The sequence below is a fragment of the Enterobacter sp. BIDMC 29 genome (genome assembly GCF_019378755.1).
GTDB classification, from domain to species: Bacteria; Pseudomonadota; Gammaproteobacteria; order Enterobacterales; family Enterobacteriaceae; genus Enterobacter; species Enterobacter ludwigii.
This window is the reverse complement of the sequence record NZ_CP080000.1, coordinates 2,858,159-2,873,929: the sequence shown is the minus strand read 5'-3', so window position 1 is coordinate 2,873,929 and position 15,771 is coordinate 2,858,159. Positions and strand designations below refer to the sequence as shown.

The 15,771-nt window shown below is 57.3% G+C and carries 16 protein-coding genes; 9 read left to right on the top strand and 7 right to left on the bottom strand.

What is annotated here, in order from left to right:
- Positions 1-21 precede the first annotated feature (21 nt).
- The 5 genes from JTA15_RS12420 to JTA15_RS12400 all read left to right on the top strand — a co-directional run bounded on the left by JTA15_RS12420 (position 22) and on the right by JTA15_RS12400 (position 4,803).
- Positions 22-1,353, top strand: coding sequence for an MFS transporter (locus tag JTA15_RS12420; RefSeq protein WP_014171298.1), 1,332 nt, complete (start codon positions 22-24; stop codon positions 1,351-1,353).
- Positions 1,354-1,389: 36 nt separating this feature from the next.
- Positions 1,390-2,139 (top strand): SDR family NAD(P)-dependent oxidoreductase, encoded by a 750-nt coding sequence (locus JTA15_RS12415; protein WP_014171297.1) that lies wholly within the window; start codon positions 1,390-1,392, stop codon positions 2,137-2,139.
- 12 nt (positions 2,140-2,151) lie between these two features.
- Positions 2,152-2,997, top strand: coding sequence for a transketolase (locus JTA15_RS12410; protein WP_020883879.1), 846 nt, complete (start codon positions 2,152-2,154; stop codon positions 2,995-2,997).
- Positions 2,997-3,995, top strand: a complete 999-nt coding sequence (locus tag JTA15_RS12405) for a transketolase family protein (RefSeq protein ID WP_219372353.1) — start codon at positions 2,997-2,999, stop codon at positions 3,993-3,995. Before JTA15_RS12410 ends, JTA15_RS12405 begins: the two co-directional genes overlap by 1 nt.
- A gap of 73 nt (positions 3,996-4,068) precedes the next feature.
- The gene (locus tag JTA15_RS12400; protein WP_182268869.1) at positions 4,069-4,803 is read left to right on the top strand and encodes a bifunctional 2-polyprenyl-6-hydroxyphenol methylase/3-demethylubiquinol 3-O-methyltransferase UbiG; all 735 of its coding nucleotides are present in this window, start codon (positions 4,069-4,071) and stop codon (positions 4,801-4,803) included.
- Here the strand turns inward: JTA15_RS12400 and JTA15_RS12395 are convergent.
- A complete protein-coding gene (locus tag JTA15_RS12395; RefSeq protein WP_025203409.1) occupies positions 4,797-5,399 on the bottom strand; it encodes a short chain dehydrogenase in 603 nt (200 codons plus the stop codon). The two genes, JTA15_RS12400 and JTA15_RS12395, sit on opposite strands and share 7 nt — an antisense overlap.
- A 97-nt stretch (positions 5,400-5,496) precedes the next feature.
- Between JTA15_RS12395 and JTA15_RS12390 the strand changes: the two genes are divergently transcribed.
- From JTA15_RS12390 to JTA15_RS12380, 3 genes are all read left to right on the top strand, one after another.
- The gene (locus JTA15_RS12390) at positions 5,497-6,405 is read left to right on the top strand and encodes a LysR family transcriptional regulator (protein WP_219372352.1); all 909 of its coding nucleotides are present in this window, start codon (positions 5,497-5,499) and stop codon (positions 6,403-6,405) included.
- 65 nt (positions 6,406-6,470) lie between these two features.
- Positions 6,471-7,652, top strand: coding sequence for a PLP-dependent aminotransferase family protein (locus JTA15_RS12385; protein ID WP_063213965.1), 1,182 nt, complete (start codon positions 6,471-6,473; stop codon positions 7,650-7,652).
- Between the two features lie 85 nt (positions 7,653-7,737).
- Positions 7,738-8,256 carry a DUF6622 family protein gene (locus tag JTA15_RS12380; protein WP_219372351.1) on the top strand — a complete coding sequence of 173 codons (519 nt, stop codon included), beginning with the start codon at positions 7,738-7,740 and terminating at the stop codon, positions 8,254-8,256.
- 2 nt (positions 8,257-8,258) lie between these two features.
- Here JTA15_RS12380 and JTA15_RS12375 read toward each other — a convergent pair whose 3' ends face one another.
- Positions 8,259-8,678: a nuclear transport factor 2 family protein gene (locus JTA15_RS12375; RefSeq protein WP_219372350.1), complete on the bottom strand. Its 420-nt coding sequence runs from the start codon at positions 8,676-8,678 to the stop codon at positions 8,259-8,261.
- 69 nt (positions 8,679-8,747) lie between these two features.
- Here JTA15_RS12375 and JTA15_RS12370 point away from each other — a divergent pair, with 69 nt between their 5' ends.
- Positions 8,748-9,506 (top strand): helix-turn-helix domain-containing protein, encoded by a 759-nt coding sequence (locus JTA15_RS12370; protein WP_255580110.1) that lies wholly within the window; start codon positions 8,748-8,750, stop codon positions 9,504-9,506.
- On the opposite strand, the gene nudI is transcribed toward JTA15_RS12370, so the two are convergent.
- The 5 genes from nudI to JTA15_RS21835 all read right to left on the bottom strand — a co-directional run.
- Complete coding sequence (nudI, locus tag JTA15_RS12365; protein ID WP_219372349.1) at positions 9,478-9,903, bottom strand: nucleoside triphosphatase NudI; 426 nt, start codon at positions 9,901-9,903, stop codon at positions 9,478-9,480. The two genes, JTA15_RS12370 and nudI, sit on opposite strands and share 29 nt — an antisense overlap.
- 171 nt (positions 9,904-10,074) lie before the next feature.
- On the bottom strand, positions 10,075-11,244 hold the full coding sequence (locus JTA15_RS12360) for an HlyD family efflux transporter periplasmic adaptor subunit (RefSeq protein WP_086462978.1): 1,170 nt from the start codon (positions 11,242-11,244) through the stop codon (positions 10,075-10,077).
- 10 nt (positions 11,245-11,254) lie between these two features.
- Positions 11,255-13,453, bottom strand: a complete 2,199-nt coding sequence (locus JTA15_RS12355) for a type I secretion system permease/ATPase (protein ID WP_219372348.1) — start codon at positions 13,451-13,453, stop codon at positions 11,255-11,257.
- Positions 13,450-14,853: a TolC family outer membrane protein gene (locus JTA15_RS12350; RefSeq protein WP_078774248.1), complete on the bottom strand. Its 1,404-nt coding sequence runs from the start codon at positions 14,851-14,853 to the stop codon at positions 13,450-13,452. The genes JTA15_RS12355 and JTA15_RS12350 overlap by 4 nt, the downstream gene beginning before the upstream one ends.
- A 79-nt stretch (positions 14,854-14,932) precedes the next feature.
- Positions 14,933-15,771, bottom strand: an 839-nt coding sequence (locus JTA15_RS21835) for a type I secretion C-terminal target domain-containing protein (protein ID WP_255580109.1), incomplete at its 5' end; no start/stop codon positions are given.

Sequence of the window (15,771 nt, the reverse complement as noted above, 5' to 3'; positions counted from 1 at the left end):
GTTCGAATAATGAGGTAAAACATGTCTCGTATAGAACAAGTTGCCCCCTACATAGCGACAAAGAAAACCAATTACCGTTTCGTTGTGCTGGCATTAATTTTTATTGTGTATGCCATTAACTATGCCGACCGAACAAATATTGGTGCTGTACTTCCTTTTATCATCGACGAGTTTCATATCAATAATTTCGAAGCCGGTGCGATCGCCAGTATGTTCTTTTTGGGATACGCCCTGAGCCAAATACCGGCGGGCTTTTTTATCGCCAAAAAGGGCATTCGCGGGATGGTGGCGCTGTCGATATTTGGCTTCTCGGCGTTTACCTGGTTGATGGGGACTGCGACCTCAGTGCTGGGCCTGAAGTTTATCCGCCTCGGGCTGGGGTTAACCGAGGGGCCATGCCCGGTGGGGTTGGCATCAACGATCAATAACTGGTTTCCACCAAAAGAGAAGGCCACGGCGACCGGCGTCTATATCGCTGCCACCATGTTTGCCCCCATCCTGGTGCCGCCGCTGGCAGTGTGGATTGCCATGACATGGGGCTGGCGCTGGGTCTTTTTCTCTTTTGCCATTCCGGGGCTGGTCATTGCTGTCCTGTGGTATTTACTGGTACGTACCCGGCCTTCCGAGAGCCCTTTCGTGTCAAAGGGCGAACTGGAGACCATTACCGCAGGTCAGGCGACACCGGATGCCAGACGGGAAAATATCGTGATTTCCCCCGGCTTCTCCCGCCTTGACCGTCTGATCCGCGTACGGGATCTGTCGCCCATCAGCACGGTAAAAGGTCTGTTCACATCGAAAAATATTCTCGGTGACTGTGTGGCCTACTTCATGATGGTCAGCGTGCTGTATGGCCTGCTGACCTGGATACCGCTTTATCTGGTGAAAGAAAAAGGCTTTACGTTCATGAGCATGGGCCTCGTCGCGAGTATGCCGTGTATCGGCGGTTTTATCGGCGCGATTTTTGGCGGCTATGTCTCCGATAAATGGCTCGGGCGCAGGCGTAAACCGACCATGATGTTTACAGCCATCAGCACCGTACTGATGATGGTCATCATGCTGAATATCCCGCAAAGCACCGTTGCGGTTTGTGTCGGCCTCTTTTTTGTTGGTCTCTGTCTGAATATAGGCTGGCCCGCCTTCACCGCTTATGGAATGGCCGTTGCGGACAGCAAAACGTATCCCATCGCCGCATCAATTATTAATAGCGGCGGTAATCTCGGCGGATTTGTTTCGCCGATGCTGGCAGGTTATCTGCTGGATAAAACTGGAAGCTTTAATTCTGTCTTTATTTATTTCGGTATTTGCGCAGCAATTGGATTAGTCATGATTATCTTGCTGGAAGAACCGAAATAATAAATAAAACCTCTCTTACAATACTGGAGTAAATATATGCTTCTGAAAGATAAAGTCGCCGTGATTACCGGCGCGGCTTCTGTGCGCGGTTTGGGTTTCGCCACGGCAAAATTATATGCCGAGCAGGGCGCGAAAGTGGTCATTATTGATTTAGATGCCGAGGCCAGCCAGCGTGCGGCTGCATGTCTGGGTGAAGGGCATCTGGGGCTTGCGGCAAACGTCAGCAACGAGTTGCAGGTGAACGCAGCCATTGAGCAGGTTCTGGGTAAATATGGGCGCATCGACATTCTGGTGAATAACGCCGGGATAACCCAGCCGCTCAAACTGATGGATATTAAGCGCGACAATTACGATGCCGTACTGGATGTCAGCCTGCGCGGTACGCTGCTGATGTCCCAGGCGGTGATTCCCACTCTGCGCGCGCAGAAGTCCGGCAGCATTGTCTGTATCTCTTCAGTTTCGGCACAGCGCGGCGGCGGTATTTTTGGCGGCCCGCACTACAGCGCTGCAAAAGCCGGCGTGCTGGGACTGGCCAAAGCCATGGCCCGTGAGCTTGGGCCGGATAACGTGCGCGTGAACTGCATCACCCCGGGGCTTATCCAGACGGACATCACCGCTGGCAAGCTGAGCGATGAGATGAAAACCGCCATTCTGGCGGGTATTCCGCTCAACCGTCTTGGTGATGCACAGGATGTTGCCCGTGCCGCGCTGTTCCTGGGCAGCGATCTCTCTTCTTATTCCACCGGTATCACGCTCGACGTGAACGGCGGCATGCTGATCCATTAAGGGGAGACGAGAATGACGAATACGACAGTTCAACAGGTTGCCGCGGCCGCGTGGCGCATTCGCCGCTACGCGCTGCGAATGGGCGAAGTACAAGGTCAGGGCTATATCGGTCAGGCGCTGGGCTATGCCGACGTGCTGGCAACTGCGTTTGCGCACGGTATGACCTTCAGGGCTCAGGAGCCGGAGTGGGAAGGCCGCGACCGCTTCCTGCTCTCCCACGGACATTACGCCATTGCGTATTATGCGGCGCTGATCGAGGCGGGGATCGTTCCTGAAGAGGAACTTGAAACCTACGGCTCGGATGACAGCCGCCTGCCGATGTCCGGCATGGCAACGTATACACCCGGCATGGAGATCTCCGGCGGTTCTCTGGGGCAGGGACTCAGCATTGGTGTGGGAATGGCGCTGGGGCTGAAACATAAACAGAGCACGGCGTGGGTAATTAACTCCATGTCTGACGGTGAGCTGGACGAAGGTTCAACCTGGGAAGCCGCCATGTCAGCCGCGCATCATGGGCTCTCGAACCTGATTGTGCTGGTGGACATTAACCGGCAACAGGCGGACGGTAATTCACATAACATCCTCGGTTTTGAGCCGCTGGAAGATAAGTGGACCTCCTTTGGCTGGTATGTACAACGCGTTAACGGTAACGATATCCCCGCGCTGGTGTCGGCGTTTGATAATGCCAGACGCTATCCCGAACAACAGCCGCGCGTCATCTTGTGCGACACGCTGATGGGCAAGGGCGTGCCTTTCCTCGAGCAGCGTGACAAGAACCATTTTATTCGCGTGGATGCCGATGAGTGGCAACAGGCGCTCGCCGTGCTCGATGCGAATAAACCAGAAGGAGTCCTGTAATGAGCCAGCCCGTCGAAAATAAACCGCGTTTAACCACCTCCGCCATGATTGCCTCGATTGCAGAGGAAGGGCAGGAAACCCGGGCCGCGCCGTTTGGCCACGCGCTGGTGAAACTGGCGGCTCAGCGCCAGAACATTGTCGGCATGACGGCAGATTTATCGAAATATACCGACCTGCATATCTTTGCTCAGGCATACCCTGACCGTTTCTTCCAGATGGGAATGGCGGAACAGCTGTTAATGGGGGCGGCAGGTGGGATGGCTAAAGAGGGCTTTATTCCCTTTGCCACCACCTATGCCGTGTTCGCCACCCGCCGTGCCTACGATTTTATTCATCAGGTCATTGCTGAGGAACACCTCAACGTCAAGATTTGCGCCGCGCTGCCGGGGTTGACCACCGGCTACGGGCCAAGCCATCAGGCAACGGAAGATATTGCGATCATGCGCGGCATTCCGGGCATGACCATTATCGATCCTTGCGATGCGATTGACACCGAACAGGCGGTGCCTGCCATTGCCAGCCACGAAGGGCCGGTTTATATGCGTTTGTTACGCGGTAAGGTTCCGGTGGTGCTGGATCAGTACAATTACCGGTTTGAAATAGGCAAAGCCGCGCTGCTGGAAGAGGGCAGTGATGTGCTGATTATCGCCTCAGGGCTGATGACCATGCGCGCACTGGAGGCGGCAAAGCAGTTGCGCAAGGATAATGTCAGCGTGGCGGTACTTCACTCACCCACGATTAAGCCCCTGGATGAAGCGACCATTCTGGTGCAAGCCGCGAAACCCGGACGTCTGGTTATTGTGGCTGAAAACCACAGTAGCGTTGGCGGGCTTTGTGAAGCCGTGGCGTCGCTGTTGATGCGCCATCGCGTTAACGTCGACTTTGACACCGTTGCGTTGCCGGATGCGTTCCTTGATGCGGGTGCGCTACCGACCCTTCACGCGCGTTACGGGATTTCGACTGCCGCCATGGTGGAGAAGATCCGGCGCAGGCTCTGATTTTCAGACGGGTATGTTGTCAACGGGCGAGGGGTGTTTTACCCTCGCCTCTGTTGCGATAAAGGAGTCCGTCATGGCACAAAACATCTACGACAACCCGGCGTTTTTTGAAGGCTATGCCCGGCTACCGCGTTCGGTGCAGGGTCTGGACGGCGCACCGGAATGGCCTGCGCTGAAAAGCATGCTGCCACCGTTATCCGGCAAGTCAGTTATCGATCTTGGCTGCGGTTACGGTTGGTTCTGTCGCGCTGCACGCGCGCTGGGGGCGGCAGAAGTGACCGGCGTTGATCTCTCCGAAAAGATGCTCGCCCGGGCGGCTGAACTGACGGACGACGTGCAAATACAGTATCAGCGCAGCGATCTGGCATCTCTGGCGTTACCTGAGAACAGCGTTGATTTGATCTACAGTTCACTGGCGCTGCACTACCTGCCGGTGCTGGAGACCCTGTTTGAAAAAATCCGGCGGGCGCTTAAACCCGGCGGCAGCCTCGTCTTTTCAATGGAACATCCGATTTACACCTGCGCCTCACGTCAGGGCTGGCTGACCGACGATAACGGCGAGCGTTTCTGGGGCGTTAATCGCTATCAGGATGAGGGCGAGCGCGTCAGCAACTGGCTGGCGGACGGGGTGATCAAATATCACCGTACGCTCGGTACCACGCTCAATGCGCTTATTAAGGCGGGGCTGACAATAACGGAAGTGAACGAATGGGGACCAACGCAGGCACAAATTGATGCATGGCCCGCGCTGGCCGAAGAGGCGGAACGTCCGATGCTGGTCCTGATTTCTGCCGCTAAGGCTCAGTAACCCACTTTATACACTCGTCCATTCTGCACTCCTTCCACGCTGCGACGATAGGCCTGCGCCACCGTTGCGGCGGGAACACTTTCAAAGCCCGGGAAGAAGCCTTCGTACGCTTCCGCTGATTCGGTAAGTACCGTCGGGCTAATCAGGTTGATGCGGATCCCGCGCGGCAGTTCACAGGCCGCAGCGCGGACAAACCCTTCCAGAGCGGCGTTCACCGTGGTGGCATTCACCCCCTGAGCGATAGGCTCATGCGCCACGATCCCGCTTATCAGGGTGATGGAGCCGCCTTCATTGAGGTAATGCTGGCCGGTCAACGCCAGACGAACCTGTCCCAGCAGCTTATCCTGCAAGCCCTGGTTGAAATCGCTGTCTTTCATGGTCGCGAGCGGGCCGAAGTGCAGGCCGCCACTGGCAGAGACAATCGCATCCACCGCACCGATGTTTTCAAACAATGCCTGCACGCTGGCCTGAGAGGTGATATCCACCTGGTAGTCGCCCTGCGTGCGACCCACGCGGATCACGTCGTGGCGACGGCTCAGCTCTTCTGTTACCGCACGACCGACCGTACCGCTGGCACCAATAATCACGATTTTCATAGCTGACTCCTTAGGTTGTGAGCCTTCATTCTTTAATAAATCAAAACTCAGATAAACTGGGCTAAAGTTAGAGGATTGCTAACCAGGGGTTTGGAATATGGATAAGCTTCGCAGCATGGAGACCTTCATTGCTGTCGTTGAGAGTGGCAGTTTTACCGGCGCGGCAGGCCGCCTGGAGATGTCGGCGGTGATGGTGGGGAAGTACATTGCGTTGCTGGAGTCTCAGCTCGGCACCCGGCTGCTGGAGCGAAACACGCGGCGTCAAAGTCTGACGGACGCCGGGCGGGTCTATTTCGACGAGGCGAAGCGGGTGCTGGAGCAGATCTCTATTGCCGAAAGCGCGGTTGAGCGACTGCGTGCCGCCCCAGCCGGGACTTTGCGGGTCACGGCGCCCACCTCGTTTGGCGGTTGTGTGATAGCCCCCCTCACCGCGACCTTTTTGCAGCGCTACCCGGACGTGCGCGTGGAGCTGGATCTGACCAACCGAATGGTGGATCTGGTGGATGAAGGGGTCGATCTGGCCATTCGCATCGGTGACATTCATAACGACGATCTGGTGGCGAAATACCTCTGCCCGTACCGAATGGTGATCTGCGCGGCCCCGGCGTATCTGGCGCGTTACGGCACGCCGCGAACGCCTGCCGATCTGGCGGATCATCTCTGCCTGTCACACACGGTGTGGACCGCGCGTAACGAATGGCGGCTGCCGGGGGTTGAAGGCGAGATGCGCTGGAAGCGCGATGCCATTCTGCGCTGCAACGATGGCTATGGGCTACGGATGGCGGCGAGAGCGGGGGCGGGATTATTACTGCAACCCGAAGTGCTGTTGGCAGAAGAGCTGGCGAGCGGCAGGCTGGTGCAGGTGCTGGAGAACTATACGCCTGCGCCACGACCGGTACATTTGCTGTGGCGCCAGGATTTACGTCCGCTACCCAAGCTCACGCAATTTGTCGCGCATATTCAGCAGGGCGCGGAATATTTCGGCCATGCCGTTGAAGAAAAGTAATTATCAAAGCCGCAGACTTATGCTACTAAGATTAGGCACATTATAAAAAAGAAGGTAAGCAAAGAATGTCTGTGAATAAACTCGCCAGCAGCGCACAGGGCCTGCAATCATCTGCCATCCGTGAATTATTAAAACATAGCAAAATGGCCGGGGTGATTTCGCTGGGTGGCGGTATTCCTAACCCTGCACTGTTCGATCATGAAGGCCTGAAAATTGCCGCTGATGCCGTATTATCACAGCATTTTGGTGAAGCTTTTCAGTACGGTCTGACCGAAGGCATCCCGGGGCTGCGTGAAGAAATTAAGCTCATCTGTGAAGGCCGCGGGATCTCCTGCAAGGCCGATGACGTGGTCATTACGTCCGGTTCGCAACAATCTCTCGACGTGCTGGCGCGGGCGTTAATTAACCCGGGCGATACCGTCGTCGTCGAACGTCCAACGTATCTCGCGGCACTGCAGGTATTTGGTCTGGCACAGGCCAAATTTGAATCCGTGGGCACCGATGGCGACGGAATGAAAGTGGATGAACTTGAAGCACTGGTGGCGAATAAAACCATCAAGGCGGTTTATATTGTTCCGACATTTGGTAACCCGGGTGGGGTAACGCTTTCTGAGGTGCGTCGTAAACAGCTGGTGGAATTATCGAAGCGCTATGACTTCGTTATTATCGAAGACGATCCGTACAGTGAAATTAATTATACCGATGAAGTGTTCCGCCCGTTAATTGCCCATGCCAAAGATATCGGCAATGAAGAGAACGTCGTCTATACCTCGACCTTCTCCAAAATCCTCGCGCCGGGCACTCGTGTGGGCTGGGTGCTGGTACCGGAGTGGCTGAAACGCGCGGTGGTTAATCTCAAGCAAACCACCGATCTGCACACCAGCACGCTGTCACAGTTGATGACCTACGAGTACCTGAAAACCGGTCGTCTGGTCGATCAGATTAAAATGATCCGTGAAGCCTACCGCCAGAAATACCAGACCTTTGCAAATGAACTGGAGGCGGAACTGGGTGATGTCATGACGTTCCATAAGCCGAAGGGCGGAATGTTCCTGTGGGCCAAAATGAACAATGGCATTAACACCACGCGCTGGCTGGAAAAAACGTTAAGCAACGGCGTGGTTTTTGTGCCGGGTGAGTTCTTCTATTGTAATGAGCCAGACCATACGACGCTGCGCATGTCGTTTGTCACGCCAACCGATGAAGAGCTGAAAGAGGCGGTTCGTCGCCTGAAAAAATCGCTGTAACAGACCTGCGCATAATGGCACCTGTGCTGTTATGCGCATTACTTGTGCAGTGCGGCCAGCGCCGCAAGCGTTCATGGTGAATCCCATGTTTGAATTTCTGATCGGTATCCTCACGCACACCCCCGTCTGGGTGTGGGTTCTGTTTATTTTTCTCATCTCCCGCGGCCTCAACGCCCGTAAGCCTGCCACCGTTACGCTGGAAAGGCTGGCCATCATTCCTGCCATCTTTCTTATCTGGGATATCTACGATCTGGTGGTCTATCGCGATCTTACTCTCGCGACGGTGGCCCTTTGGGTTGCGGGGATTGTGGCGGGCGCGGCGCTGGGGTATGTGCTGATTAAGCAGACGGTCATCACCCGCACCGACGCGCCGCGCACCCTTTATCGCCAGCCGGACTACACGGCACTGCCGTTTATGATGCTGGCATTTGGGGTAAAATACGTGCTGGGGGTGATGAACGCCCTCTCTCCCCATACGTTGCAACAGCCCGCCATGAGCGCGCTGGCGATAGTCTCCGGCGGGGTATTTGCCGGGGTCTTTATCGGGAAGTTTACGCGCTATGTAGGGGTATATCTCAGCAGCGCACCGCAACCGGCTGAGTAACGTTAGCCCGTTGCATGGGCCAGCGCGCGAGCAGAAGCTTCACCGTTAGCTACTCGCGTGACTTCGTGGATCCGGCAGATTTTTCCTGCGCATAGCGTGGCAAACATATAAACCTCTATTTCAGCCTGATGGCCTTCGGGATACGTGACGGTCACGATATGTCGGTCAGCCAGCAGTGTGTCATGACACCCTATCTGTTCCACGCGGAAGGCGATATCGCGGATCTGCGAACGCACGTGCTCCAGGTGCTGAATAAAGCCAGAATAATCAAGAGAGTGACCGTCCGTGATCTGCTGATACTTTGGCGAAAAAACGTCTTTCGGATCAATCTCGCCTTTAAACAGGCCGGTCAGTAAACGGGACATTTCCTCACGCAAAATAGCATTGTCAGACTGGGTAATCAGGCGGGTGATGATGTTCATGATGACTCCTCGTTGCGTTGAGCCGCCATTATCCTTGACAGACAGAGACGTAGTTTCTGTAATAAGCCAATGAATACCGATTTTCGGCCAAATTACGTGGTCAGCTTTGAGACACTTTTGCATCCAGGTGGATACCATACGCCGTGGCACAGCCATCAGGCCGGTCAGCTCTGGCGGATTACGACGGGTCTGCTGGTTGTCGAAACAGCGTCTGGGCGTTCGGTTGTACCGGCGCAACATATCGGCTGGATCCCGCCCGGTCAGGAGCATGCTGCCTTTGCCGGGAGTGCGATTGACGGTCGTGCGATCTATCTGGATCCCGCAGGGTGTGAAGCGCTGCCCGGTGAAACGACGCTTTTCGAACCCGACGAGCTCACCAGCGCGCTGTTTTCACGCTTAAACGCTGAAGGAAGCGGGTACGATCCGCGAAAGCTCACCCTGCTGCTGGATGAGCTGGCGCGGGGCCGTCAGGTGCGCTATCTGCTGCCCATGCCAGCCGATCCCCGATTAAAGAAGGTAGCCAGCCATCTGATGCAACGTGTGGACGACAACCAGACGGTTGAGCACTATGCCTCCCTTGCGGGAATGAGCGTGCGAACATTCCACCGTCGGTTTAGCGCGGAAACGGGAATGAACGTTGTTAACTGGCGGCAACTTGCCCGCGTAATGCGGGCAATGGAGTGGCTGGCAGCAGGTAAACCGGTTGGCTGGATCGCGCTGTCGTGCGGCTACAACAGTATCAGCGCGTTTATTGAGGTTTTCAGGGCCTTTACCGGCAAAACCCCCAGGCAGTGGGCGCTTAAAGAAGCCCCTTCTGTGCGAAGGTAATGCGCGTGGCTTCGTTCAGATCCAGTGCTTTGATCGCTTCCGGGCGAACCCAGGCAACCTCCTGAAACTCGTCGTTAAACGTCACCTGCCGATTTGCGCTGATGCAGTCGAAAATCAGGTAAATCATATAAATCTCTTCCGTGGTGCCATCGGCATAGGTTTTCACCCGAATGTCGTCGCGAAACGCCCAGGGTTTGACCTCCGTGATCTCCAGCGCGCCGCCCAGCTCTTCGCGAATTTCACGGCGCAGCGCCTGCTCCATGGTTTCTCCCGGCTCCATCCCGCCGCCCGATAACGCCCACTGGCCGGGAAATACGCCGCGGTCATCGGCCATTTTGCACAGCAGATACGCCCCGTCGTTCTGAATGATGGGGCAGACAATAGTTCGTTGACGCATGGTTTCTTCCTGAAAAATGAGTTTGGGCTATTTTAACAGAAGGCGGAAAGGGAAAAGGTAAACGAGGTCAGACTTTCGCCGCTGGCTTAAGCGGTATTGTTGCGGGTTACGGATGCCATGACTCCGGCCCTCTTCCACGGGCAGAGGGCCGGACAAACAAACCGCCAGTGATTAGCGCTCTCGCAGCGCCTCTTTCGCCCGGTTGAACGGCTTGATCATGTAATCCAGTACCGTTTTCTCACCGGTTTTAATGTCCACCGTCGCAATCATCCCCGGCACGATTGAGAAGTGCCTGCCTGCTTTATTCACCAGGTAATCCTGGCTGGTGCGGATAAATACCCGGTAATAGAACACCTCCGGCTTGGCTTCGTCCTGAATGGTGTCCGGCGAAATGGTTTCAACCACGCCGTGCAGCCCGCCATAAATGGCGTAATCGTAGGCGGTGATTTTTACCAGCGCTTCCTGATTCGGATGGATAAAGGCGATATCGCGCGGGGAGAGGCGGGTTTCGATCAGCAGGTGATCGTCCACCGGTACAATCTCCATCAGCTCGCCGTTAGGCGGGATGACGCCACCGATGGTGGTGACTTTGATGTTTTTCACGATCCCGCGCACCGGAGATTTCACCGTTAAGCGGGTCACTGAATCCTCGCGGCCTTTGAGGATCGCCGAGACCATATCCACTTCAGCGTTGGCCTTGGATAACGCCTCGCGGGCCTGAACATAGTACTGGGATCGCACGTCGGTGAGTTTCAGCTCCAGATCGCTTTTCTGCCGCTGCAGGCGCAGTACCTCCACGTGGCTGGCGGCGCCGGTTTTCACCAGACGCTGAGTGATCGCCAGCTCCTTATTCGCAAGATCCAATGCCGCACGCAGCTCCCGCTGGGTATCTTCCAGCTGCGCACGGCGTGAGTTATAGAGCCGGGTTTCGGCAGCGGTCAGATCGGTCCACTTCGCCAGCGAAGGGGGAAATTTCAGCGGCAGATCGTTTACCTCGGCGTACAGTCGCACGCTGGAGGCCAGCGAGGCACGGTAGCGCGCCGCGCTTTCACCAACGTTAGATTCTGAACGCGTGGGATCGAGCCGCGCCAGCACTTGTCCGGCCTGCACCTGGTCACCCTCATGGACGTTCAGCTCGGTGAGGATCCCCCCGTCGAGCGACTGTAAAACCTGCTCGCGCGAACTGGGGATCACTTTGCCCGTGCCGGTTGAGACTTCATCCAGCACGCCAAACCACGCCCAGACGCCGAGTACGACGAACATCAGTAAAGAGAAGATAACAATCCGCCGCGCACCGGTGTAGCCGCTTTCGGAGTCGAGCGCATTGTCCAGGTCGTCCATTGCGGCGACGTCACGCTGACTGATTTTCATTTTTCCACTCCCGTCCGGTTGCTGCCTGCTGCTGCTGTTGCTGCATGCGGCTGTTGTTCAGCGCCTGCGCTTTCGGCGCGTCCATCACCAGCATTCCCTCTTTGAGCACCACGACCCGCTCCACCAGTTCCAGCACCGGCACGCGATGCGTGGCGACAATCAGGGTGCGGTTGCCAAGCCAGGCGCTCAGACGCTGGATAAATTCCCGCTCGGTGTGCTCATCGAGCGACGCAGTCGGTTCATCCATCAGCACAATATTGGGGTCGCGAAGCAGCATGCGCGCCAGCAGAATGGATTGCCGCTGGCCGCCGGATAACCCCACGCCGTTCTCCATAATTGGGTAGTCCAGACCCTTCGGCAGTTTCTGCACAAAGCCCGCAGCGCCGGTTAACTCCAGCACCTCGAAAATCGCCTCATCGGTGGCGCGCGGCATGCCGAGGGTGATGTTTTCGCGCAGGGTGCCGTAAAAGAGCCGGGCGTTCTGGGTCATAAAGCCGACGTTGCGCCGGACATCGGCGACATCGAGGTGCGGGAGGCTGAAGTTATCGAGCCGCAATTCACCGCCGGCGAGATCCATTCCGCCCGCCATCGCCTGCAGCAGGGTCGATTTTCCGGCGCCGTTACGCCCGAGGATCGCCACTTTTTCACCTGGCTTAATCTCCAGACGGTTAATGCGCAGGGCCATGCGCGGATCTTCCGGGTGATAGCGGAACTGTGCCTGCTCGAAAAGATAGTGACCGCGCAGTACATCCTGGCGGATCGGCGTCTCCTCACGCTGGTTTTCTGTGGGGAGCTGCATGATGCTGTCCAGTCCCTCTTTCGCCGCTTTGACCTGCTGCCAGCGCGCCAGCACGCCGCACAGGGTGGCCATCGGAGCGATCATCCGCGAGGCCAGCATCGAGGCGGCGACCACCGAACCGGTTGTCAGCGTGCCGTCGATCACCATCGGCGCACCGACCACGATCACCCCGGCATAGACCAGGCTCTGAATCGTCATTCCCCAGCTGATCAGATTCTGGGTCAGTTCACGGGTGCGCAGGCCAGATTCAGCGGTGATCTGGATGTAGCTGTTCCACTGCTGCAAAAAGCGGTTTTCCGCCTGCATCAGCTTTATGTCCTCCAGCCCCTGCACGCTCTCCACCAGCACGGCGTTGCGCAGGGTGGATTCATGCGCCGACTGCTTCGCGAGCTCTGCCAGCTTTTTCTGCAGCAGCAGACCGGGCAGGACCATGATCACCGCGGCGACCGGTGCGATCCACGCCAGTTGGGGAGCGATGATCGCCAGCACCACCACGAACAGGAAAAAGAAGGGCAGATCGACAATTGTGGAGATGGTGGAGGAGGTGACCATCTCGCGGATCTGCTCCAGCTCGCGTAGCTGGGAGATAAAGCTGCCGGTCGAGCGAGGAATGGCGCTGTTGCGCAGCCGCAGGGCGTGACCGAAGACCCGATCCGATACGCGCAGATCGGAGCGTTTGCCCAGCAGATCCATAATGTGCCCGCGTGCCACGCGCAGCACAAAGCCAAACAGGGTGGCGATCAGCACGCCGATGGTCAGGACATACAGCGTCGGGTAGGACTGCGCGGGGATCACCCGGTCATACACCTGCATGGAAAAGACAATCCCCGACAGGGACAGGACGTTAATAAACAGCGCGGCGAGCATCACCCAGCTGTAGGGGCGCAAGTCGCGCATCACCAGCCGGTAAAGCCAGTCCGGACGGTATTTCGAAATATAGGCATCCACGCGGCTGTCTTTCAGCGCGGCCAGTGGGCGCAGGGCAATGACGTGGCGGATGGCGGGCAGCATGGCGGTCATCGAAAGCCGGTTGGTGTAGGTCTGATCGTCGAAAAAGCTGACCTCCAGCGTATCGTCGCCATCGAAATGTTCGATCACGCCGATCCTGCCGTCGTTCATTGCCGCCACGACCGGCAGACGCCAGCTGTTGATCGCCTGCTGATCCGCCGTCAGCAGCTGAAACGACAGCCCTGCTTCACGGGCCAGCTGAGTCAGTGCAGGCACCATCGGTTTGCCTTTTAGCCACGGCGCGCCCGCGAGCAGCGCACCGGGGGAGCAGGCGACGCGGTAGCGCGTGGCGACAAAACCAAAGGCCTGCGCCCACTGCGCCAGGGCCTCATCCGTCATGGTCTCACCTTGCGGGATATCGCGTTGCTTCATGGCTGGATCTCCACGGTCTGGATGGTGCGGTTATCAAGATCGAACGCGTGACGCAATTGCCCGGTGTTATAGAGGCAGTTGAGCTGCAGCTGGTGCAACTGTCCGAGGGTCTGCTGCTGGGTAAAACGCGCCTGATAGACCTCCTGCTCGGCGTTAAGCACATCGAGCAGCGGGCGCGAACCCAGATCGAGATATTGCTGCTGATAGAGTTCACGGGTGCGGGCGCTGAGCGCCTCCTGACGGCCCTGAATCTGCAGCGTGCTCAGCAGGCTTAAGACCTGGCTGCGCGACTCCAGCAGCTTCTGGCGTACCTCGAGGCGGGTACGCTGAATGGTGGACTGTGCGGCTTCTACCGCGTGGCCTGCGGCGTTACGCCGGGCGGTGAGGCCGCCGCCCTGATAGAGCGGCATCTGCACTTTCACCCATGCAGAGTATTGGGTGCGATCCCGCGTTTCGTTACCCGCATAGCGTTCGTTCAGGTAGTGGCGCACCTCCGGCTCCAGCGAGACGGTCGGTGTCATCTGGGCGTCGGCGTAGTCGAGATTGGCCTGGGCGACGTTAGCCTGCGCCCAGGCGGCTAATACTGCCGGGACCAGGCGATCGTCCGGCTCGGCAATGTCGCAGCTGTGGGCCAGCTTTTGTGGAAAATCGTTGCTGATCGTGTTGAGGGTGTTCCAGCCAAGAAAGCTCATCAACGTGGCACGGGCGCTGTCGAGGCTGGCCTGGTACTGCATCAACTGGGCGCGCGCGCCTTCGATACGTGCATCGGTCTGCACCACGTCAGAGAGTGAGGTGGCCCCTTCGTCATTACGCTGGCGGGTGAGGGTACCAATCGAAGAGAGCGCCTCAAGCTGCTCTTTGGCGGTGTCGACCATTTGCTGCCAGGTTTGCACCTGCACCATCGCGATGGCGGTATCGTGAGCGATAGTGTCGATGCTGACCAGCACGTTGGCCTGCTGCTGGGCGACGCCGGCACTTTCTGCACGCACCTGGCTTGCCACCTTGCCAAAGTCGTACAGCATTTGTGAGAGGGAGAGCACCAGCGACGGAGTAAAGCCATTATCGTCGCCATCATGGGTATAACCGTTATCCATGCCGGCATTAATTTGCGGATAGTATTTCGATTTGGCGACGTCCACCTCTTCGCTTTGTTGGTAGAGTTTCCCCACGGCTTCACTGATGGCAGGGTGCCAGGTGACGGCGCGGTTGACGGCTTCGCCAAGCTGCAGCGTGCCGGGGGCAGCCTTGCCGACGACAGGTGCCACGCGGCCATTCAGAGAGGGGAGTTCCTGCGTTTCACGGAGTTGTCCGGTATTGATCATCGCCGCCGGCGTCGCGGAGAGGGCGGGCACAGATATCAGGCAGCACGAGAGCCACCAGTAAGGCATCTTCATTCCCATGTCTTATCCCTAATAAAAATGTACTGCTTTATTGTTTATGCCCGGGCGCTGTGCGCCCGGGTCATTTGTGCAGGTGCTATCAGGTAACGATGTGTTGCTGGTTCACTAACTCGTCGTAGGTGGTCTGGACGTTATCCAGCGTCACGAGCGTCGTATTAGTGTAGGTGCCCCCTGAACCATCACGGTCGATGGAGATCACGGTATTGCCATTACTATTAGTAACATGCAGATAATTACCGAGCGTTGAACTGCTCCCGTTCCAGCCCACCAGCAGATCGCCGATATCGATTTTGTCCCCCTGCGTGAGCGAGAAGTTGGTCCAGTGATCGCCAGCAGTGCTGCTGACGTTGCCCGCGGTCGCGTTGCCTGCGGTGGCGTTCAGCACCTGGTAAATCAGGGTGTCGCCGTAGGCGGTGCCGGTAATGACGTCGTTATGTTCCGAACTGATGAACTGCGGCGCCATATTGATGGTCAGCGTGGCACTGTCTGTTTTCCCGTCGGCATCGGTCAGGGTGTAGTTGAAGGTCTCCTTCGAGGTGATGGTTGAGAGCGACACCCCGGTGTTGAGGGTGTAGGTGTAGTGGCCGTCCGCAGCAATTGCCAGCGTGCCGTAATGGCCGACGACGTTGACCGTTGCGCTGCCGGTGTACGGATCCAGCGTGGTGGTCACGCCGTTGTAGCCGGTCACGCTGAGGCGGGTATCCACCGAATGCAACTGATCCATCGCCCCGGCAGAGTCGGTGCCATCGAAGATGTTGCCGTCAACGGTGTGGCCGCTGGTAGAGTCGAACTGGGTCAGCGAGTAGGTGGTGCCGTTCACGCTTGGGGTGATCGTAATGTTCCCCACGCTGAGCCCCGGTACGCTGCCGGTATAGCTCAGCGTATAGGTTCCGGCATTCAGGTCCAGCCCGGAGAGCG